This window comes from Nannocystis pusilla (assembly GCF_026626665.1).
Lineage (GTDB): Bacteria > Myxococcota_A > Polyangia > Nannocystales > Nannocystaceae > Nannocystis > Nannocystis pusilla.
Genome location: NZ_JAPNKE010000002.1, coordinates 1,685,340 through 1,706,475, shown reverse-complemented (window position 1 = coordinate 1,706,475; position 21,136 = coordinate 1,685,340). Strand labels below are relative to the sequence as shown.

The following is a 21,136-nucleotide window of genomic DNA, read 5'->3' as shown; positions in this document are numbered from 1 at the left end:
CCGAGCTATGCTACCGCATATGCCCACGCTTAACCTTGCTCGCATCCTCGTCGGCGCATCCCTGCTCGCCTGCGGCCCGACCTCCGACGAGACCACCGCCGCCACGACCACCACCGGCGACACCGCCTCGACCACCGCCGCCACGCACGAGCCGGATCCCTCGACCGGCACCACGACCGACGGCACCAGCACCGCGCCCACCACCGGCGACACCGTCGCGTCGACGGCGACCACCTATCACACGGAGACCGGCACGACCACCAGCCCCGGCCCCGTGTGCGGCGAGGGCTGGTGCGCGGCCAAGGAATTCCTCAACGTCCAGATCCACGACAATCACGAGCCGCCGCACGAGCTCGAGATCCCGGCCGTCGACGTGGCCGCCTGCGAGGCCCGCACCTACGAGTTCACGGGCCTCGCCGATCACACCCACACCGTCACGCTGACGCCGGAGCACATCGCCACCATCGACCAGGGCGGCTCGATCGAGGTCGAGTCGAGCGAGGCCCAGGGCCACACCCACACGGTCTGGAGCGACTGCGAGTAGCCCCGCCGTCACCTGTCCCGAGCGCCAGCCTCGCTCGCGCCTCGCAATCGACATGACCCGAAGGACAGCCTCGACGCGACGCCGTCGCGCATGACATGTCCGAAGGGACAGACTCGTTCGCCGAGGTCCTCACGACGCGATCACGCAGATCGGCCCCGCGTGCGCCGCGAACGGGCGCCGCGGACGCGCGCGCAATTGCGGTCAGCGAGGCCGCACGCCCCCACGAAAACGGGCGGCCAGCGGCTGAGTCCGGTCGTTCCGGCGCGACGCTGCGAAGCCTGGGCGCGCAGCCCCCCGCCGCGACCTCCGCAGGCGACAGCGCAGCCCAGGCGCGCTCGTGCGCGGCGATCTGCGGCACCATGCCTCCAGGAGCGAGTCCATGACGCAGCGAGTCCCCCGCACCTTCGTCGTCTGCGTCGCGCTGGCCGGCTGCGACGCCGCGGCGACGAAATCGGAGCCCGCCCCGATCGCCACGGTCGCCGCCCCGGCCGCCATCCCCAGCGCCGCGCCGACCCCCACCCACGCGTCGATCGACAAGGCCGCCCCCGCGGTCGAGGCCGGGCCCGCCGCCGCCAAGCCTCCCGAGCCGGGCAAGCCCGCGCCGCCGGCCGGCAAGGGCACCAGCGAGCTCAAGCAAGCGCTCGGCCGCAGCATCAACGACTTCACCATCGCCCTCCAGCGCAAGCTCGCCAAGCAGCCCGGCAACCTGCTCGTCTCGGGCATGAGCGTGTCCGTCTCGCTGGCGATGTTGCACGCCGGCAGCAGCGGCGCCACCGCGCGCGAGTTGGCCGAGGTGCTGCGCCACGACGGCCTGACCGGCGACGTCCACGCCGCGCTGGCCCACCTCGCCGCGCGCTGGAACCACCCTGGCGACCACGTCACCCTCGTGACCGCGAGCCGGGTCTTCGGCGATCGCAAGGTCGCGTTCAAGCCCGAGTACCTCGACCTCGGGCGCAAGGTGTTCGCCTCCGAGCCGGGCGTGCTCGACTTCGCGGGCGACCTCGCCGGCGCGCGCGAGCACATCAACGGCTGGATGCGCGAGCAGACCCGCGGCGAGATCGCGGAGGTCGTGGCCGCCGAGGACGTCGACGCCGCCACGCGCCTGCTCGTCACCGACGCCGCCGCGTTCAAGGCCGACTGGCTCGAGCCGTTCGATCCCGCCGCCACCCAGCCGGTGATGTTCTACGGCCACGAGCGCCGCGAGCCGGTGCCGATGATGCGCAGCGTCCAGCGCGTGTCCACCACCCTCGGCCTGGCCGGCAAGCTGCGCCTGGTCGAGCTGCCGTACAAGGGCGGCGAGTACAGCATGATCATCCTCCTGCCCGCGACCCGCGGCGGGCTCGAGGACGTCGAGAAGGGCTTCGATTTCGAACGGCTGCAGAGCTGGCTCGACGCCGCCAAGCCGGCCCCGGTCGACCTCCAGATCCCCCGCTTCAGCCTCGACAGCGACCTCGACCTCGCGCCGTTCATCGCCAAGCTCGGCGCCGCCCGGGTGTTCGACGCCCGCCGCGCCGAGCTCGACGACATCTCCGACGAGAAGAAGCTGGCCCTGTCGTCCGTGCGCCACCGGGCCCGCCTCAGCGTCGCGGAGCACGGCGAGGGCGGAGCCGGCGGCGCCATCGAGATCTCGGTCGGCAACGCCAGCGCGACCCCGATCCCGTTCATCGCCGACCGCCCGTTCCTGTTCTACGTCCGCGACGTCCGCAGCGGCGTGCTGCTGTTCTACGGGCGCGTCGTCGACCCGGCCTGAGCGTACGGACATGTCTTTCAGGGCATAATCTAACGGGCATGCTCATGAGCGCATGTCCTGAAGGACATTCCCGATGGGACCGCCGACCTGCCCCGCGGCCCGGCCCGGCGCGCTCACTCCGGCGCGGCGATCCACAGCTCCACGTTGCGCTGATCGGGTCCGGTCCCGCGGCCGTCGTTCTCCCAGCCGGAGGTGAAGTCGGCGACCGCGAGCGTGCGTCCGAGCTCGGCCAGCGGGTCGTCGTCGGTGATCATGTCGAACGCGCGCGCCTGGATCGACAGCGCCCCGTTGTCCTGGTCCCACACCTCGATCACGCGCATCTGCGAGGGGAAGTCGTTGAGCGACGGCGTCACCATCTCCCAGTACGCGTGGCCGCCGACCGGCTGCAGCGGCTCGACCATCAGCCGGTGCGTGTGCGCGGCCAGGTGCAGGATCACGTTGTCGTAGCCGCCGAGGAACTCCTGCCATTGCACCGTCGTCAGCGCGTCGTCGTACTTGGTGCCGATGCCGAACTCCTGCCCGTTGCCGAGGCTGCCCGAGCGGTGGTGCGACGTCACGATCACCCACTTGTCCTCGGCCAGCGCCTGGTCGAGCTTCGGCCCGATGACCGTCTCGAGATCGACCGGACGGATCAGCCCCTGGCTCGCGCCGGTCAGCGACGACGTGTTCATCACCAGGAACCGCAGCGGCGTGCCCGCGACGTCGAAGGTGTAGAACGCCCGGCCGAGCGCGACCGCGGCCGCGTCGAGCCCATGACCGTCGCCGTCGCCCGCCACGATCGCGACCTGCTCCGGCTCGGTCAAGAACGCCCGCGCCGGGTCGGCCGGCACCATGCCCTTGACGATCGGCGCCCCCGGCTGGCCGTAATCCCGCGTCCCGCCGACCGACGAATCGCCGATCGGCTCGCTGAAGTCGAGGATCGCAAATGTCCCCTGGCGCAGGACGTCGTGGTTGCCCGCCACCCACAGCCACGGGACGTCGAGGCCGACCGGGGCGAAGCGATCCTTCTGGTCGTTGTCGGGCCCCGGCAGCGGATCGTCGTCGACCGCCGAGTCACACTCGACCGCCGGCGCGCCGTTCAGGATGCCCATGAACCACTCGAGCTCGTTGGTCTGCGCGTTGTCGGTGTTGTCGCCGCCGAGCAGCACGAAGTCGAGCGGCATGTCGACGTGCAGGGCGTTGATCGTGCGCACCCCGGCGTTGAGCATGCGGCACACGTGGCCCTCCTGCGGGCGGAAGGCGCCGCCCGAGACCTCGTCGAACGAGGCCAGCCGGGCCGGTGACTCGTCGTCCGCCAGCTGGGTGTCGGCGAGGTGGACGAAGCGCGCCAGCAGCTTCGGCGCCGCGCCCGGCGACGGCGGCTCCGACCCGTCGAGCGTGCGCGGCAGCACCGGCTCGCCAGGCCCGAGCATGACGTCGCCGTAGCCCTCGGCCAGCGCGATCTCGACGTCGGCCGGCACCCGCAGGTCGAGCAGCTTGTCCTCGTCGACCGGATGCGTCGGCGTGCGCAGCACCTCGTCGGTCAGCGGCACCGGCCCCTCAAGCGGCGGCAACGGCTCCGGCAGCGGCTCACTGGTGCTCGTGGTGCTGTCGTCACCGGTCGTGCCGGTGGTGGTCGGGTCCGCCTCGCCGGTGGTGGTGGTGGTGGTGCTCGTCGGCGACGCCGTGGTGCCACTCGTGTCCCCGCTGCTGCTGCCGTCGTCGGTCTCGCCTGCCGTGGGCGAGTTGCAGGCGGCGACCAGAGCGAGGACCGAGACGAGACGACGCGCAATCATCCAGCCCAACATACACAAGCCGGCGACGCATCGCGGCGAGATGCGAGGCCGTCAGCATCGGCAGGCTCACGCGCGCGGCCTCACGAGCCCACGTGCGTCGCCGGGTGCCGTGAATGCACCCCCTCGCCAGGGCGACAGGGGCAGCGCCGACGACCGCAGGGATCCGACCCACCAGCCTCTGCTCTCGATCCCGGACGTTTTCTTCACGGTGAGACCCGCCTCAAACGCCGTTGACGATCGGAGGTCGCCACTCGTCGACCTCGACGCGGAGCGAAGACTCGCACCCGAGCTGACCTAGGACCCTTCGCAAGCGAGCGGAGTCCTGACCGGCCAGGCGGAACGTCTGGTAGCCCGGGAGACCCTCGGGGCCTGAATACGTGGCCATGCTTGCCTGAGGGCTACGATAGATCGCACAGTTCGGTCCGGTCTCTACGGGACGGACGAACCCGAGGCTCTCCATGATGGGATCGAGGGTCGCGCGCAAGTCCCCGCCATCGCGCCGCTTGAATGAACCGATGCAGGACTGCGGCAGCGTTATCAGATGGAACGCCAAGAAACTTCCCCACGTCAGCTTCTCCCGAAACGTGTCGAAGACATGGTGAAAACCTCCGCCGAGCGCGTGGCTCTTTGTCACTCGGGCGTCTTCTCGGACTGAATGCTGAAAATCGTAGAAAAAATGCAGCGGCATCATTTCGTCCGATTCGTAGCCGATCATCAAGAACCGTGGATTCGGAGCGAACATGCGCCGGGCGTAGCACTCCAGCACCTTCGGCGCCGAGAAATCCGCCGTGGGATACGCCAAAGGCCCCATTTCATGCCCCATCCGCATGAGGAACCACCGGTAGAACCTCGGCAGCGGGCGACCGGCGATGGTTTCGATCTGGACGATCTCGTCCTCCGTCGCCCCCTTCCACGCGTCCTGTAGGTCGGGCACGAGGGCCAGGAGAAACTCCTCAACCTCGGGCTCTAGCTCTTGTGCTCGCATGACGTCTTGCCTCCGTCGCAAAGCAACAGCGGTACGATGAGTTCGCAGGCACCGCACGGCGGCACCGTGGCCCCGTGCTTGAATTTGTCGATGACTTCCTTGCGCGATCCTTGGCGCTCGTCCAGGAACTTGATAGGCGCCTGCGTCTTGCTGCCTCTATGGCTGTACCACCGCTCAGTCATGGCTCCCGGGAGAGCGCCATCGTTCAGAAGCAACAACAATGTCTTCTGAGCCGCGCAAGTCCCGGAGGATACGCCGCAGGAGTGTTCTTCTCCTTGAAGCGCATCTCATCGCTATGAGCGGCGCGAGCTCGCGCTTTTTCCCACTTCTCCTGAAACAGCGCAGATTGGCCAAGCAGCGCGCCCACACGCTCGTGCACTGCTTTCAACGACGCTTCGTACGCAGCGTTGAGCGGGTCTTTCCCGTCGCCGTACGACAACGTCACGTCCGCGGGGTGAATCATCCCCGCCCCCTTGGCCGCGTCGCACAGCTCGACGGTCGTCGCCGCCGACTGATCCGCGTATTTCTTGCCGCACTTGCACTCGACCACCCCGAGCATCGTGCTGACGGAGATATCGACGGGCGGCTCCATGGCCTTGCCCTTCGCAATCACCGGCTTCACCTGGGCGTCAAAGTTTCCTGCCAGTCCGCCCGCGTCGATCTTCGTCTGTTCCGTCTCGGCGAAGTCGCCGTGGCTCTTCTCGCAGATCGGGCACGGACCGGCTTCCACCGCCGTCACCAGCCCGCTCGCCTGGATCACCCCGAGCAGCGTCGCCGCGTTGGCCGGGGTTCCGCTCGGGCCGCAGTTGTTGAGCATCGGGTCGCTCAGCAGCTGGACGTTCTTGCCTTCGATCTTGACGTCCATCGAGCCGGGCCCGACGAACTTCGTCGGCCCGTGCGTGTTGTTCGAGACGACGCCGCCACCGGTGGCCTTGCTGGCCATGTCGCCGGTCGAGCCGAAGCTCGCGCCCTTGATCGCCACCTTCTTGCCGGCGATGGTCACCCGCTTCGAATAGCCCTTGGGCGAATCGCTGCTCTTGCCGATGTTGGGCAGCGGCGTCGGCACGAACGGCGCCGGCGGCCCGGGCATCTTGCACACGTTCGGCACCGTCGCCGCGGCCACGCCGTTGCTGCCCGCCGTCACCGGCGTCTTCGGAGGGTTGACGGACACGCTCACGACATCGCTCCTCGCCGTTGCCTCGCGGTGGCCTGAGCGCCGGTGCGCACCGGCGCATGGGGCCACGATGATAGCCGCGAGCCCGCCCCCGTGCAGCCCGACGCCAGCAAGCACCCCGGCTCGCCGCGGGATCACCGGTGTCGACGGACCGGCCGATACCGCCTCACTGCGGACCGTCGGTCGGTCGGGTGCCGAACAGCTGGAAGCTCGGGATCGGCGGGCGCTTCGGCGGGCTGCGGATCTGCGCCGGCGGCTCGGGGTCCGCGTCGTCACCGCTGAACGTGATCACCTGCGCGGTCGGGGCTTGCTTGGCCGGCGCCTCGACCTCGACCTCGGCCTCGACCTCGCCCTTCGCCTGATCCTGCGGCGGTCCCACCGGCTCGGGTGCCTCTGCCGCCTCTTCTCCGAGCCTGGAAGTATGGCCGCAGGCGATGAGGACGAGGGCGAGGAAGAGCACGGCTCGGGCGGGCATGCCCGGGCTCGAACGCGCGGGCGCGGCCGAAGATTCGAGCGGCCTCGGCGGGCGCCCCGGCGCTGGCGCGATACAGACCGCTGCGCGGCCGAGGCCGGTCGCCCTGGAGTCGCTCGCCGAGCCTGGCCGATCCGACGCACCGCCGAGCCCGGCGGGCCGGCTCCTCTCACCGACGCCACGAGTTTCACGGATTCCCATCACAAGGCCCGAAGGACATGCCCTTTCGAGCATGTCCTTCGTACCATGCTCGACCATCCTTCAAACCGCGGCGTGCGGCGAGTGGAACCGCGCCACGCGATCGAGGATCTCCTCGAACCCCATGTGCTGCGACGGCGTCGCCGGCACGTAGTGCAGCATCCCCGTGCTCGGGTCGTGCTCGAGCGCCAGCAGGTTGACCTCGCCGTGTTCGTTGAGCAGGAAAGCCGCCCCGGCCGCGAGGTCGTGGTAGAGCTCCATCCCCTCCGCGCGCATCGGCGCGGTCGGCGTCGCGTGTTCGACGTTCGCCAGCGGGAACGCCCGGCGCGGCGGCGCGGCCGGCATCGCCGGGTAGTTCGCCCCCGGCGCCCCGCGCAGCGCCTGCCGCGGGGTCGCCTGCCCGGTGAAGAAGCCGCGCAGGTACTCGTTGGTGAACGTCGCCCCGTCGGGGTCGATGCGGTCGCGCACCGCCAGGAATTGCTCGAGGCGGTTCGGCCCTGCCCCCGTCTTCGCGGTCAGGAGCGAGTGCACGTATTCGTCGATGCCCGGCACGCTGTCGAGGTACTTGCCCCAATTGGGCAGCCCGCCCCACTTCTTCCAGCCGAGCCCGTGCGCCGGCGCGTAGAACTCGCGGTTGAACGCCAGGTACGTGTCGGTCAGGTCGCCGTGGGAGTAGCTGAGGTACTCGAAGTAGCACGTGTGCTGCGACGATCCCGCCGGCGCATAGGCGGGCGACAGGGTCGCCTGGCTGTTGCGGACGAAGCGGGCGTGGGCGTTGAGGTTCACCGGGTACGGCATGTCGCCCTCGCTGCCGCTGCGCCACGCCTCCATGCGGTCGACCAATTGATAGAACGCCGCCACCACGTCGCCAAAGCCCTGCGCTCCGTCCATCGGCAGCGTGAACTCGAGGTCGAGGAAGCTGCGGAAGTAGTGCTTCTGATATAAAAAGCGTCCGGCGGGGTGAGCACGACCGGATCGCTGAAGTGGTTCTTCCACTTCATCGTATGCAGCGCGAAGTTCGACATCGCCGGCACCACCCGCGGCAGGCGATCGATGAGCGGCCCGATGGCCCCGCCCGCCAATGCCAGCACCCCGAACACGTCGTTCCACAGGTCGACGAAGGTCGCGTCGCCGCTGACCGGATCGCTGGTGCGATCGAGCATCATCACCCACAGCGTGTCGTGCTCCGGCCCGGCCGGCACCGGGGTCAGCCCCTTCATCTTGTAAGCGTTGTACGGGAACCAGAAGATCTCGACGTAGTCGTGACCCTCGATCAGCCGCTGCAGCTTGCCCGGATCGCCGCGATCGAACACGTCGGTGACCGGCACGAACGCGTTCGACACCCGCAGGTTGAACGGCTCGGCCGGCAGCTGGAACACGATCCGCGCCAGCACCCCGAGAGCGCCCTGATTCACCCGCACCACGTTCATCAGCTCGGCCGGGCTCAGGCCGAGGTCTGCGAATCCGGGCGGGCTGGCGTCGGCGGTGAATGTCAGCACCGTCCCGTCGGGTGCCACCAAATCGAGGCCGTACACCAGCTCGGCGATCGTCGGCTCGGACCAGCCGGTGCCGTGGCAGCCGTTGGCGACGAAGCCGCTGAGGGTGATGTCGGGCGCGGGCCCCTGGGTCGGCAGCGGCGCGCCGAGCTGCTGCGCCAGCTCGGCGAAGTCGCCCTGGCACATCCCGGCGGGTACGCTGATTCGCCGGTACGTGCGGCCATCGGCGCCGGTCACGGTCGCGTGCCGGACCTCCATGCAATTGACGGCCCCCGCCGCGCCGACGACGTGGCACACGCACGCGTTCTTGTCGGCGGGCGTGAGCCGGCTGGTGTTCACCGAGCAATCGGCGGTGACGAGCGCCGGGTTCCACGAGTGACCGCTGCCGCGCGCGCGCACTGCTTGCGCCGGGCGTGGGCCAGGCGGACGACCTCGCGCAGCTCGGCGAGGCAACGCGGCGACGCGGCGGTCGCGGGCGTGAACGTGAGGGTCTCCGACCAGTTGGACTGGGTCGTGGAATGCGAGGCGACGGCCTCGGTCGCGGAGTCGTGGCTGTCGGTGGTGCGCTCGTCGGTCATGACGGTGTCTCCCTTCGAGCGACTCAGAAGCCCGGCCGCCACACGGTGCGCGGCTCGTTGCTGATCGCTCGCGCCGCCAGCATGCCCGAGGTGGTCGCGGCCTCGACGCAGCCGCAGTTGAGATCGGTGCGGGTCCAGTCGCCACACAGGAGCAGGCCCTTGACCCCCGATTCGGCCTGGCCGAGGCGCAGCGCGATCGAGCCCGGCTGACTCAGCACGTAGAGGTTCGAGGGCTCGACGTCGGCGATCAGGTGCTGCCATGCGAGCCGCGCCGGGCCCTGCAGCGGCTCGCCTTCGACCACGAGGTCGTCGAGGAAGCCGGCGAAGCTGCGCGGCGTCGCGCTGCCGTCGTAGAACTTCAGGTATCTCGCCGAGCCACTGCGTGACCTTGGCGACCCACTGGGCCTGGATCCGCTGCGGATAGTCGGGCCCGCAGTCGGGCGGCAGCGGCGGCTTGCCGGCCACCGAGGCGCCGGTGAAGTACGACAGCAGGTGCGGCCCCGGGGCTTGCCACTCCTCGTGGGCGATGAGCGGCGTGAAGTCGCCGTAGCTCGGCTCGGGCTGGGCGAAGCAGGTGAGGAGGCCGCGCTGCGCCCCGGCGATCAGCGCCCCGGCGTTCGGCTTCAGCCACAGCTGGAACGACAGCGTCTGCGTCAGCGCGATGCCGTCGATCATCCGCTTCCACGCCGGATCGGCGTCGGGCCGCGACGGCCGCGTCAGCGGCGAGTCGATCAGCGGCAGCGCGCCGAGCGGGACCCCGAGCACGCACAGGTCGAAGTCCTGACCTTGCTCGAGCTGCACCGGCTGCGCCTTGATGTTCTCGCCGGCCCGCCAGGAGTCATAGAAGTCGATCTTGTGATCGCGGTACCAGTCGCCGTCGACGAGCTGCGACCAGTCCGGATCGAGCGGCCAGTCGTGCAGCTCGGGCGGATTGTTGGCGAGGTCGGGGATGACGAGCGGCTGGTAGTTGCCCGCGCCGCCCTTGACCTCGGCCTGTCGTTGCAGGTGCACGCGCACGAGCCGGCGGTGCTCGCCGCTGCCGTCGAGCTCGAGGCCGGTGACGGTGTGGAAGAAGTTGACCGCGGCGCCCAGGCGCTTCAGCGCCAGGTAGTACGGGGTCATCATCGTCTGGGCGCAGCTGTACTCGAAGCGATAGGCCGGCGCGCCGCGGTAGCCGAGGCTCTCGAGCAAGAACCACCGCGTCGCCACGCCGGCGGCCAGGTTGGCCGGGCGCACGTCGGTGTCGAGCAGCTTGCAGGCGTCCTTGTTCGGGTCGGCGTTCTGGTGCGAGAACAGTGTCTCGTAGACCTGATTGATGACCTCCCACGACTCGCCGGGCGCCTCGTTCAGGCCGTTGGCCTTGAGCCACGCGCGGAAGTCCCAGGCGTCGAGCTCGGACAGGTTGGTGACCGGGTTCTTGAGCAGGCCGACGAAGATCGTCAACATCGTGTCGGCGCCGGTCCACAGGAACCACAAGTACGTCGACAGCGAGGTGTCGGCGCGCACCCGGGCCGCGAGGCCGTCGCGCACCTTCTCGACCTCGCCGGCGAGCAGGCCGTCGATGCCGCCGAGGTTCGTCTTGTAGACATCCTCCGCGACGTGGGTGACGAGCCCGACGACGGCGCTGCGCAGCCGATGCAGCACGGAGCTGTGCGCGTCCATGCCGTCGGCCAGGCCCGCGTGCGCGTCGGCCATCGCCTTGAAGTGATCGAGCACGCGCCGCGCCAGCGCCTCACAGGCCATCAGCAGCGCGTGACCGCCGGTCGACGACGCGGTCGACGACGGCATCGGCGCCGCGGACGACAGGCTCGGCAACGGGCAGTACGACCATGCACCGCCGTGATGGACCATCAGCCCGTTGTACTTCTCCGGGTAGAACGCGTGCTGGTAAAGCGCCTCGCCGATCTCGGGTGTGGCGAAGCCCTCGTGATAGGCGTCCTGCACCGCGGTGAAGGCGTTGTGATAGAAGCCGAGGAACGCGTGCAGACCGTGCTCCTCGACCCGCCAGGCCTTGGCCGGGTTGCGCCACGACTGGCACTTGCCGCCGAGGCGATAGCCGGTGGTGTAGAGCGAGACTTCGTAGCGATCGGTCTGGCGCGCCAAGTACAGCGCGGTCACGCAGGCCGACGGCCCGCCGCCGAACACCGCGACCTTGAGCTTGCGCGCGGCCGGCGGGCGCGGATAGTCGGCGTTGGCGCACGAGCCCGGCAGCGAGATGCCCTGCGGGCAGCGGATCCGGAACGCGCCGAGCTCGGCGTCGGCCAGGCTCGGCACGCGATACGTGCCCGGCGGGATGCCCTGCGGCGTCAGCGAGGCGCCGATCGTGATCGTGGCCGCGAGCGGCTGGATCGTCGCGCCCGGCTGGTCGGCCTCGAGGATGTTGTTGGCGGCCAGGAACGGCCCGGGGATCGGCGAGTTGAACGAGTTGGGATCGACGATGTGCAGCGCCTGCGAGATCGTCGGCTGCTCGAACAGCTGGCGGACGATGAGGAAGTTCTTGACGTCCGCCGCCGCCTGCGGGCCCACGCCCGGGATCTCGGTGAACTCGCCGGTGGCCGCGGGCGTGCTGCCGCCCTTCGGCGTGACCGTGAATTGCACCTTCGGGGACCCGTCGCCGACGACGTTGAGCGTCCCCATCTGCTTCTCCCACCCGTACATGTGCACGCCGAGCTCCATCGGCACCGCCTCGTTGAGGTAGAGCCGCGGCATGTAGATGAACGGCCCGGGATAGGTGGCCTTGGGGTCCTTGATCTGCACCCACGGCACGCCGATCAGCAATTCCTCGTAGTCCATCGTGCCGAACCACGCGCGGAAGATCTCGTGCGAGAAGAACAGATAGACCGGGTGATACTCGGCCGGCACGACCGGCTGCGGCGCCAGCTCGAGCCCGGCGGGCAGCAATTGCCGGACCGTCGCCGCCGGCAATACGAGCACCGCGACGCGGGCGTCGAGGTTGCCCTTGGCCTCGTACCCGGCGGCCTGCGGCCCCGCGCCGTTGCCCGGGTGATTGAACAGCGTCGCCAGCTCGCCGGTGAGGGCGGCCGCGCGCGCATGGGCGTCGGTGCCGCCGGGGTTGCGAGACAATGCAATGGCTAGTTCACGCGCTCGCGAGAGGTCCTTCATCGCACTCCTCCAAATTGTCGGTGGGGGTCTACGGCTGCCGGTCGAAGCCCGGCGCGATCATGTCGGTGAAGCGATCGGGGCGCAGGATCTGCTGCTCGGCCATCCAGTCGTCGGCGAGCTGCTGCTGCGCGCGGCCCTCGTCGCCGCCGAGCAGCACCGCCAGACGTCGGCGACACGCGGCGAGGTCGCTGGCCATGGCCAGGCGCTCGAAGATGGCGACGGTGCGGCGCAGCTCGGAGATCGCGACGTCGTGCCCGCCCTCGAGCGCGGCCGCGCTGGCGAGCGTGAGGTGGCCGTAGGCGTTCGACATCGGCAGCGGCACGCGGAAGCTCTGCTTGGCGGCCGCGCGGGCGATCTTGAGCAAGGGCGCCGGATCCCGCGACCGCGCCGCCACGGCCAGCGCGTTGGCGGCGCGCGAGCGGTAGAACTCGGCCTTCACGAACGGCACGCGGAAGAACGGGAATTTCTCGACGATCGCCGAGTCGACCTGGTTCTGCTGCCACGCCGCCTCGGCCTCGCCGCGGTAGCGCAGCAGCTCGGTCTGCTTCGACGCGCAATTGAAGAAGTGCGCCTCGAACCGCTTGGGCGCGTGGCGGCGGTACAGCTCGAGCTGCTCGTGGGCGGCGTCGACCTGGTCCTGCGCGAGGTACACGTGATTGCCGAGCACGCCGCGCGCGAAGCCCTCGACATAAGGATTGGGCCGCTCCGCACATTCGCGCAGCAGGCGGAACGCGACGTCGCCGAGCTCGCCGATCCGGCCGAGGTACAGCAGGACCATCATGCGATGCGCGTCCATCTGCGCGATCTCGTCCATCACGCCGGTGCATTGATCGCGCAGGATGGCGATGCCGCGCTCGTAAGAGACCAGCGCCGGTTCGAAGCGGCACAGCATCTGGTGCGCGCCGGCCCGGTACTGCGCCAGCATGCCGAGGACGTACGGGCTGGCCTGGATGTCGGCCGAGGCCTCGAGGCTGTCGAAGATCGCGGTCGCTTCGGCGTCGGCGTCGCCGCCCTCCATCAGCGCCCGCAAGTAGGCCTCGTAGCCGATCGCCCGCGCGGCCCGCAGCGGGTCGCCGCTCGCCAGCGCGAGCCGCAGGTGGCGGGCGTGGAACAGCGCCGAGGTGATGCCGTCGCTGTAGAGGAGGCCGCGCGTGGCGGTCCAGCAGACGTCGAGGCGCTGGGCGTCGCGCTCCGACAGACGCGGCCCGCCGCGCGGCGGCAGCACCAGCTTGCGCGTGGCGAGCAGCGCCCGCTGGGCGAGCAGCGCGACGATCGTCGCCGCGGTGCCGCGCGGCAGCGACAGACCGACGCGCGGCAGCAGCTCCTCGAGCACCGCCCTGCCCTCGTCGTGATGCCCCGTCGACAGGAAGTGCGCGGTCGCCAGGCGCAGCCACTCGCTGCGCTGGGCCTCGCTGGCCTGCGTGTCGTCGGCGTGCGCGGCGTCGGTGTAGACGCGCGCCGCGGCGTGCAGGCGGCCGGCGTTGGCCAGCGCCGAGGCCAGGTGCGCGCGCGTGTGCGTGGCCGTGGCGGCGTCGATGCCCCCGATCGACAGCGCGGCCCGGAACAGCTCGGCGGCCTGATCGAAGGCCAACGCGCGCGCCGCCTCGAGCGCGGCCGCGAGGGTGAACTGCGTCGCCCGCTCGCCGTCGTTGGCGGCGCGGAAGTGGTGCGCCAGAGTGGCCGCGTCGGCGGTGCCGGTGCGCAGCAGCGCCTCGCCGATCGCCAGGTGGATCGCCGCCAGCTCCGACCCGTGCGATTCGGCGGCCTCCAGCGCCGCGGCCTCGCGCACGCGATCGTGGTAGGTCTCGAGCACGTCGTCCTGCGACGCGTCGGCGATCCGGATCAAGTGCTCGGCGCGCAGGCGGGCCAGCGTGCCGCGATCGACCGGACCGGCCGCGGCGGCGACGATGTCGACCGCGAGGTCGCGCGGCAGCCGACCGCCGGCCACCGCGAGCACCTCGACCAGGCGCTTGGCCGACAGCGGCAGCCGCTGCAGGTGCGCGCGCAGCAGGTTGTCGAGGCTGAGGCCGGCGTCGTCGAGGCTGCCGTGGGCGAGCGCGTGGCGGACCAGCTCGCCGATGAAGAACGGGCTGCCGCCGGCCTCACGGGCGACCCGCACGGCCACCGGATCGTCGACCGGTCCGCCGAGCAGGCGCGCCGCGAGGGCCACCGATTGCTCGCCCGACAGCGGCCCGACCAGCACGCGGCGCAGGCCGATGTGATCGGCCGCCTCGAAGCTCTTCCACAGGTGCGCGAGCGGGGCCCGCGTGGCCTCGGTGCCCTCGCGGTGGCTGCCCAGCAGCGTGACCGGCGGCGGGTGCTGCGCAGCAGCACCGACTCGAGCAGGAGCACGCTGTCGAGGTCGGCCCACTGCAGGTCGTCGAGCGCCAGCACCACCGGCCGGCGCGCGGCGATGCGCGTCAGCACCTCGGCCAGCGAATCGGCGGCGCGGCGGCGGATCTCGATCGGGTCGAGGCCGTCGAGCCGCGAATCGTCGATCGCCCGGATCGCCGGCACCGTGCGCAAGATCGGGAACAACCGGGCCAGCGCCGCGAGGTCGTCGGGGCGGGCGATCGCGGTGGCGTCGGCGTCGGTGTTGCAGAGGTAGAGGCTCAGCGCGTCGATCGCCGAGTCGAGGGCCTTGAACGGGATCGACTCGCGCTCGGAGCAGCTGCCCGAGAACGCGACCACGCTGTCTTCGCGGCGCACGACGTCGAGCACGTGCTCGACCAGCGTGGTCTTGCCGAAGCCCGACGGTCCGCTGACGAACACCGCGCCGGCGCGGCCGGTCTGCACCAATTGGTCGCGCAGCAGGCGGGCCTCGTGTTCGCGGCCGAGCAGGCCCTGGACCGCGAGCTCGATCGCCACCAGGTCGCCGCGACCGAGGCGCGTCAGCACGTCGCCGGCGCTCGGCCGCGCGGCGGGCTCGCGCGCCAGCAGGTCGACGCACAGTTGATCGAGGTGCGGCGGCACGCCCGGGCGCCGGCGCGACGGCGGCTCCGGCGGCTCCATCAGCTTGCGCTCGAACACCTCGACCAGAGTGCGGCCGGCGTGGCGCGACTCGCCGCCGAGGCACTCCCACAGCACCTCGCCGACGGCGTACCAGTCCGCGGCCGGGCCGGCGTCGTCGGAGCGGATGACCTGCTCGGGCGCCATGTAGAGCGGCGTGCCGAGCAGCGGCGCGTTCTCGCCGAGGCTGTCGAACGACGCGACCCGGCTCTCGCGCACCAGCCCGAGGTCGAGCACCACGACGCGGCCGCTCGGGGTGATCATCACGTTCGACGGCTTGATGTCGCGGTGGACCAGGCCGTGGCGGTGGACGCACGACAGGCCGCACGCGAGGCCGACCAGGCCGTCCTGCAATCGTCGCAGGCCCGCCTCGTCGAGCCCGGCGTCGTCCGCCAGCTCGTCGCGGATCGCGGTCACGAAGTGGGCCCCGCGCAGCAGCTCCATCGTGAAGAACGCCAGGCCCGGGCCGCCCTGCTCGTCGACGTGGACGAGGTCGTAGAGTGCGACGATATTCGGGTGGACCACCGCCGACAGCGAGCGGAACTCGCGCTTGAAGCGATACAGCCGCTCCGGGCTGGTGCCGCGAATGATCTTCAGGGCCACCGTGGTGCCGTCGGGCGCGCGCGCCTCGAACACCTGGCCCATGCCGCCCATCCCGAGCGGCCGCACGAGCTCGTGGCGGCCGATGTTCATCGGCATCGCGCGCGCGTCGAACACGCTCGAGTCCTGGGACGACGTCGAGTCGAGGTGCGCGGGCAGCCGGGCCCGGCCGGTCGTGCCGCCGCCGGTCATGCCCGCGCTGGGGCCGTCGACGGTGTCGGAGTCGACCGTGGCCGCGAAGTCGAAGTCGCCGCGGCGCGCCACGCCGCCGGCGACCTCGCCCGCCTTGGGCCCGGGCGATCCGCCGCCGTGGACTGCCATGCGGCCCCATGCCTACCCCAAGGCCCCAGGCCCCGTCAACGGGCGCGCCAGGGCAATTGCCGCCGAGGCGGACGAACGCAGGCGTCTGCCGTCATGCCGGTCGCGACCGTCGCCCGCGTCGCGTCACGTCGTCCTGCGACTCGGCGCGAAGGCCCGGCCGCCGCAGCCACGGGCGAACTCGACGACGCGCCCGCCACGAGCGGCGCTCGATCGTGCGCGCGCCGCGGGGCCGAAGCCTCGCGGTCCTCGTCCGGGCGAATCACCACAGTGCGGACCGCCCTCACCATCATTGCGCTGCTGCAATTCGCCCGGCGCCCGTCAACGACGAATTATGCGATGGGTCGCTTGACGACCGGACGCACCCATGATAAATCGTCCGCATGTTCCCTCGTCGCAGCGACCGGACCCGGAGTCCTCGATCCGTCAGCGGATTCGGGCGCTCCAGTTCGCCGTCACGCTAGCGTGAGCGCCGCCCGGCGCTCACGCGTCAGCGGCTCGAAAGGCGGCACAGGGCTCCTCCGCGGGTGTTTCGCGGGCCTCTTCCCTCGCTCTTGCGTTCGCGCGCGACCGAGCGGAAAAGGCCCCGCGAGCTCCCGTCCGGCGCCGACACTCCTGCGATTGGCAATCGCGGGTGTGCCGGGGTCATTCGGGGCTCGTGCGCATTATGGAAGGATGGCCGAGAGGCAAGGCTCCGGGGTGCTAACCCGTGGACGGGCCTGAAAACCCGCGCGCGTTCGATCCGCGCTCCTTCCGTCGCTCTTCGCCACGAGCCGCGAGTTACACATTGTCCATTCGGAGCGGTCGTCCAGCGGCCTAGGACACCAGCTTGGAAAGCTGGAGGGCGCAAGCCTGCGGGGGTTCGAATCCCTCCCGCTCCGCGCATTGGGGAGAGCGGCCATTTGGTTTGGCAAACGGTCCCGAAAACCGTCGCGGGTAACACCGTAGCAGGTTCGATTCCTGTCTCTTCCGTGATTGTCGGCACCACCGCGGCGCGGCCGCGATGTCGCGCCGTTTCTGTGCATCTTCGCGGCGGCGGGCGCGGTCGGCTCGACGGCGGCGCCCTGCATCGCGTTCGCCGAACATCGGCGTGATCGGGATCGCCGGCGGCCCGCGCGCCACCTCCGGCTGCGCCGGTGGGTTCACTGGCTCGCGTCGAACAGCTGCTGCACGAACGCCGGCGGCGACGGCTCCGTCTTCCAGTCGACCTGCTTGCGTCCGCGCGTCCAGTCCCAGCGGTACAGCCACGACACCCCCGAGTTGCCGGTGAAGCGGTCGGCCTCACCGTAGGCCGGATCGGTCAGCGCCTCGTCGAGCGTGATGAAGCGATAGCCGCGGCGCTGGTAGATGGCGACCACGTCGTCGAAGTACGCCGCGTTGAGCTCGTTGGCGTGCAGCAGCAGGACGTGGCGGATCGGCCGGCCGAACAGCGCCTCGGTCGCGCCCTCGTGGAACGTCAGCGCCGCCTCCATCGAGGCCACGTACGCCTCGCCCACGCGGCCCATCGTCTCCTCGTCGCCGCGCGACTTCGCGTCGGTGTAGACGAAGTTGTACAGCCAGTCCGAGTTGTCGACCGTCACCGGCGCCACCGTGTAGCCGCGCGCCGCGAGGAAGCGGTCGATCTCCGCGCGCACCTCCAGCGACGTGCCCGTGTGCAGGTACGGGTGGCGGAACCACCGCAGCCCCAGCCCCAGCGTCGCGTTGAGCGCCTTGATGTCGGGCTCGCCGCGGACGATGTCCTCCTCGTACGCCGTCGTCGGCGTCGCGTGCAGCGACGGGTGCGAGAACGTGTGGTTGCCGAGCTTCAGCCCCGCCTCCGTCCACAGCCCCAAGATCTTCAGGCGCTCCGCCTTCGCCGGCCCGTCCATCAGCTTCGCCGCGTTGACGAACCCCACCACCGGCACCGCGCCGTCGCGGATGTGCCCGAGCAGCGCCCGCGTCATCGCCTCCGTGCGCGCGGGCTCGAGGTCGCGGCCGCCGACGATCAGGTCGTCGAACGTCACCGCCACCGCGGGCGTGTCCGGCGGCGCGCTCGCGGGCGCCACCACCGGCGCCTGCGTCGGCGTGCACGCGATCACGAGGGTGAGCAGGGCTGCGACACGGGCTCCGACAAGCACCGCGCGACCATACCAGGCCGTGCCCTCGCGATTGAGACGCCGTGCACGTTGCCCGCGTGCGGTCCGTGGCATCGGCGATAAGAACAGCTCATGCAGCTTCGCCTCGCCTCGTTCGCCCTGTCGCTCTCGTCGCTCCTGTGCGCCTGCGTGGGCGACCACGGCGGCGGAGCCGGCGCGAGCGCCACCGTCGGGATCACCACGGTCATGCACGGCACCGGCGACGGCACCTTGCAAGATCTGCTGACCACCGGCGACGGCTCCGGGACCACCGACGACGGCGTCGGCGGCGGCACCGAGGCCGTCAAGCTCGACCTCGCCGCCTCGGCCGACTTCGGCCCGCTGTTCGAGGCCGGCTGCGAGTACATCGACGTCCTGTTCGTCGTCGACATCTCGGCCTCGATGAACGAGGAGAAGGCCAACCTCGACGCCAACTTCCCCTCCTTCGTCAGCGTCCTCGACGCCTACGTCGGCGACCCCGGCAACGAGGCCGTCGGCTACCGCCTCGGCGTCACCAACTCCTCGATCGTCGCCAACAAGGCCGGCAAGTCGAGCATGGGCCTCGACGGCGCCCTGTTCGACGGCGACAACCTGTTCGACGACGACTGCGACATGGGCGGCAAGCTGTGGATCGACGGCCCCGACCCCTCGGTCGCCGCGACCTTCAGCTGCGTCGCGCCCGACCCCAAGTCCAGCTGCAACCTCTGCACCGACCTCGGGCGCGAGCGGCCGCTCGACGCGATCGAGATGTTCTTGGCCAAGGCGGCCCCTGGCGGCGTCAACGAGGGGTTTTACCGCGGCGACGCCTCGCTGCTGGTGATCGTCCTGTTGACCGACGAGGACGACGACGTCGACAACTCCACCACCACCCCGACCGGCACCAAGGCCGCGCTCGACAAGTTCACCGGCGGCGAGCAGCGCTACGTCGTCGTCACCATCGCCGGCCCGAAGGACGTCTCCTGCGACTCCGTCTTCGGCAGCGCCGACGCGGCCCCGACCCTGCACGCCTTCACCTCGATGGTCCCGAACGGCATGCTGGGCGACATCTGCCAGGGCGACCTGGCCCAGGCCCTCGACCAGGCGCTCGCCCTGATCCAGCTGTCGTGCGACACCCTCCCGCCGCCGGTCGGCTGAACCTCATCATGCTCCAAAGACATGCCCCGAAGGACATGTTTGTTCGAGCATGTCCTCGGGACCTCCCGGCTCGATCCGGCCTCAGGGTACGTAGGCGCCGACGCGGACGCGCCGGTCGCCGGACGACATGGTCACCAGCTCGCCGCACGCGCCGACGGCGCTGGCGATCCCGTACTGGCTCGTGAGCAGCGTCGCCTCCCACAGCGGCGTCTCGTCGATCGGCGCCCCGTCGAACCCCAGGCGGTGGGCCGCGACCGTGTGGGGCCCGTTCAGCTCCTCGAAGTCGAGCGTGCGGACCACCGGCAGCGTCAACCGATCGCCGATCACGTGGACGCGAGTCGCCCGCGGCGGGCCCTCCTCGTTGTCCGCGGCCACCTCCGCGTCCCACAACGTCGCGCCGTCGGCCGCCGCCAGCGCCAGCAGCCGGACCGGCCCGACCGAACCTCCGCCGCGCAGCACCGCCCAGCCGCCGGGGAACGCGACCGCGTCATGCACCAGGCCGGAGAGCGGCGCCTCGATCGTCCGCGACCACACCGGCTCGCCCGCGCTGTCGACGACGTGCGCCCGAGCTCGCCGTCGCCGGACCCGGGGCCCGACACGAAGAGCACCTGGCCGACCTCGTCGCTGGCGATCGCCAGCGGCAAGCCCATCGGCGACGGATCGATCACCACAGTCCAGTCGGAGCCGACCCCGTCGGCGGCGATCTTCGTCCCCACCGCCATGAGCGTGTCGTCGATGAAGTTGCGGCCGAACAGCACCGGCGTGTCGAGCATCCCCAGCTTCGCGTCCCAGACGTCGTGCGGCAGGCCGGGCGCGACCTCCTCGATGAACCCGCCGTCGCCCGCGAAGCGCCCGAGGAACGGCGGCATCGGGGTGTCTGCGAGCCAGCCGCCCAGCACCACCCACCCGTCCGCGCCGTCCGGCGCGATCCCGGCGAGGACGGGGCTCTCGGCGCGAAGCGGGCCCACGTGGGTGCCGAGCAGCTCGCCGTCCTTCGACAGCAGAATCACCCCGTAGCCGCGCGGCCCCTCCTCGGTATCGAACGCACCCAGCAGCGCGATCTGACCGTCGGGCCGCACCGCCATCCCCTCGACGCCCCAGTCCTTGAATTCGGGCTGCTGGACCACGGTCGCCCAGCGGGCGGCGAACGGCGTCTGTCCTTTCGGGCAGTCGATCGGCTCGCCGGTGGTCGTGTCGGGCAGTTCGCCGGTGGTCGTGTCGGGCGTGCCCGTCGGGTCGGCCTCGCTGGTCGGCGCGTCGGTGGTCGGATCGGGCGGCTGGCTCGAGCTCGAGGTCGTCGCGGTCGAGCCCGCGTCGTCCGTGGAGCTCTGAGTTTCGGAGCCCGAATCGAGGGTCGACGGCCCGCACGCCGGCGATCCCAACACGACGACGAGGCACGCATAGGGGAGTGAATGCGTTGACATCCTCGTCAGTAAGCATCGGCCGGGCGCGCGGGCCAAGGACCGCCATCGGACCTGCATCGACCCGCGCGTCGGCCCTGCTCACGCCGAGAGCGCGCGCTATTCCCGTCGATTCGACGGACCTCGCGGTCCGCCGAATTCCTGACAGGTCCATCGCCCTCCGCCGCCTCGATCGAACTCACGAGGCGTCCGCGCGTCCGGGCGAATCACGACATGCTCCTTCGGACATGTTCCGCCCGGCGCCCCGCCGGCCAGGAGCACCGCGGAGCCCGCACGGGCCGCCCGCCGCGACCGCGGATTTCCCGACATGTCTTTTTAGATATTTTTTCGCCTTGCCGCGGAGCCGAGCGCGGCCCCGCCCTCGCGCCGCCCAAACTCCCGGCCGCGCGCCCCCGTCCTCGCCTCTCGGGGAGACCGTCGAGCCAGCGACGCTCGAGCGGGGGCG

Annotated in this window: 14 protein-coding genes, 3 tRNA genes and 1 pseudogene; 6 read left to right on the top strand and 12 right to left on the bottom strand. The window is 70.8% G+C overall.

From position 1 onward, the window contains the following. The first annotated feature begins 19 nt into the window (after positions 1 to 19). Together OV079_RS07575 and OV079_RS07570 are read left to right on the top strand one after the other, a co-directional pair. Positions 20 to 544, top strand: a complete 525-nt coding sequence (locus OV079_RS07575) for a hypothetical protein (protein WP_267767107.1) — start codon at positions 20 to 22, stop codon at positions 542 to 544. A gap of 379 nt (positions 545 to 923) precedes the next feature. Next, positions 924 to 2,294, top strand: a complete 1,371-nt coding sequence (locus OV079_RS07570; RefSeq protein WP_267767105.1) for a serpin family protein — start codon at positions 924 to 926, stop codon at positions 2,292 to 2,294. Between the two features lie 113 nt (positions 2,295 to 2,407). Here the strand turns inward: OV079_RS07570 and OV079_RS07565 are convergent, their stop codons facing one another. The 9 genes and pseudogenes from OV079_RS07565 to OV079_RS07530 form a co-directional block, all read right to left on the bottom strand. Beyond that, positions 2,408 to 4,069, bottom strand: a complete 1,662-nt coding sequence (locus tag OV079_RS07565; RefSeq protein WP_267767104.1) for a metallophosphoesterase family protein — start codon at positions 4,067 to 4,069, stop codon at positions 2,408 to 2,410. A gap of 220 nt (positions 4,070 to 4,289) precedes the next feature. Next, the gene (locus OV079_RS07560; protein WP_267767102.1) at positions 4,290 to 5,003 is read right to left on the bottom strand and encodes an SMI1/KNR4 family protein; all 714 of its coding nucleotides are present in this window, start codon (positions 5,001 to 5,003) and stop codon (positions 4,290 to 4,292) included. 256 nt (positions 5,004 to 5,259) lie between these two features. Further along, positions 5,260 to 6,231 carry a PAAR-like domain-containing protein gene (locus tag OV079_RS07555; protein ID WP_267767101.1) on the bottom strand — a complete coding sequence of 324 codons (972 nt, stop codon included), beginning with the start codon at positions 6,229 to 6,231 and terminating at the stop codon, positions 5,260 to 5,262. 163 nt (positions 6,232 to 6,394) lie between these two features. After that, positions 6,395 to 6,703, bottom strand: a complete 309-nt coding sequence (locus tag OV079_RS07550; protein ID WP_267767100.1) for a hypothetical protein — start codon at positions 6,701 to 6,703, stop codon at positions 6,395 to 6,397. Positions 6,704 to 6,961: 258 nt separating this feature from the next. After that, entirely contained in the window at positions 6,962 to 7,789 is an 828-nt protein-coding gene (locus OV079_RS07545; RefSeq protein WP_267767098.1) for a D-arabinono-1,4-lactone oxidase, read from the bottom strand. Next, positions 7,681 to 8,793 carry an FAD-binding oxidoreductase gene (locus OV079_RS07540; protein ID WP_267767097.1) on the bottom strand — a complete coding sequence of 371 codons (1,113 nt, stop codon included), beginning with the start codon at positions 8,791 to 8,793 and terminating at the stop codon, positions 7,681 to 7,683. Before OV079_RS07540 ends, OV079_RS07545 begins: the two co-directional genes overlap by 109 nt. Positions 8,794 to 8,995: 202 nt before the next feature. Then, positions 8,996 to 9,190: an FAD-dependent oxidoreductase gene (locus OV079_RS57395; RefSeq protein ID WP_420829508.1), complete on the bottom strand. Its 195-nt coding sequence runs from the start codon at positions 9,188 to 9,190 to the stop codon at positions 8,996 to 8,998. A gap of 1,741 nt (positions 9,191 to 10,931) precedes the next feature. Next, positions 10,932 to 11,609 (bottom strand): annotated as a pseudogene (locus tag OV079_RS57390) (NAD(P)-binding protein); the annotation flags it as partial. Positions 11,610 to 13,937: 2,328 nt separating this feature from the next. Then, positions 13,938 to 16,025 carry a serine/threonine-protein kinase gene (locus tag OV079_RS07530; protein WP_267767095.1) on the bottom strand — a complete coding sequence of 696 codons (2,088 nt, stop codon included), beginning with the start codon at positions 16,023 to 16,025 and terminating at the stop codon, positions 13,938 to 13,940. Positions 16,026 to 16,691: 666 nt separating this feature from the next. On the opposite strand from OV079_RS07530, the gene OV079_RS07525 reads away from it, so the two are divergent. The 3 genes from OV079_RS07525 to OV079_RS07515 all read left to right on the top strand — a co-directional run bounded on the left by OV079_RS07525 (position 16,692) and on the right by OV079_RS07515 (position 16,994). Next, a tRNA-Ser gene (locus OV079_RS07525) sits at positions 16,692 to 16,778 on the top strand. Between the two features lie 41 nt (positions 16,779 to 16,819). Continuing rightward, positions 16,820 to 16,903 (top strand) — tRNA-Ser (locus tag OV079_RS07520). A 7-nt stretch (positions 16,904 to 16,910) separates the two neighbouring features. After that, positions 16,911 to 16,994, top strand: a tRNA-Ser gene (locus OV079_RS07515). 170 nt (positions 16,995 to 17,164) lie between these two features. Here the strand turns inward: OV079_RS07515 and OV079_RS07510 are convergent. Then, positions 17,165 to 18,139 (bottom strand): polysaccharide deacetylase family protein, encoded by a 975-nt coding sequence (locus tag OV079_RS07510; RefSeq protein ID WP_267767094.1) that lies wholly within the window; start codon positions 18,137 to 18,139, stop codon positions 17,165 to 17,167. A gap of 90 nt (positions 18,140 to 18,229) precedes the next feature. On the opposite strand from OV079_RS07510, the gene OV079_RS07505 reads away from it, so the two are divergent. Beyond that, complete coding sequence (locus tag OV079_RS07505; RefSeq protein ID WP_267767093.1) at positions 18,230 to 19,270, top strand: hypothetical protein; 1,041 nt, start codon at positions 18,230 to 18,232, stop codon at positions 19,268 to 19,270. An 81-nt stretch (positions 19,271 to 19,351) separates the two neighbouring features. Here OV079_RS07505 and OV079_RS07500 read toward each other — a convergent pair whose 3' ends face one another. Beyond that, on the bottom strand, positions 19,352 to 19,597 hold the full coding sequence (locus tag OV079_RS07500) for a hypothetical protein (RefSeq protein WP_267767092.1): 246 nt from the start codon (positions 19,595 to 19,597) through the stop codon (positions 19,352 to 19,354). Continuing rightward, on the bottom strand, positions 19,594 to 20,694 hold the full coding sequence (locus OV079_RS07495; protein WP_267767091.1) for a hypothetical protein: 1,101 nt from the start codon (positions 20,692 to 20,694) through the stop codon (positions 19,594 to 19,596). Before OV079_RS07495 ends, OV079_RS07500 begins: the two co-directional genes overlap by 4 nt. Between the last annotated feature and the right edge of the window lie 442 nt (positions 20,695 to 21,136).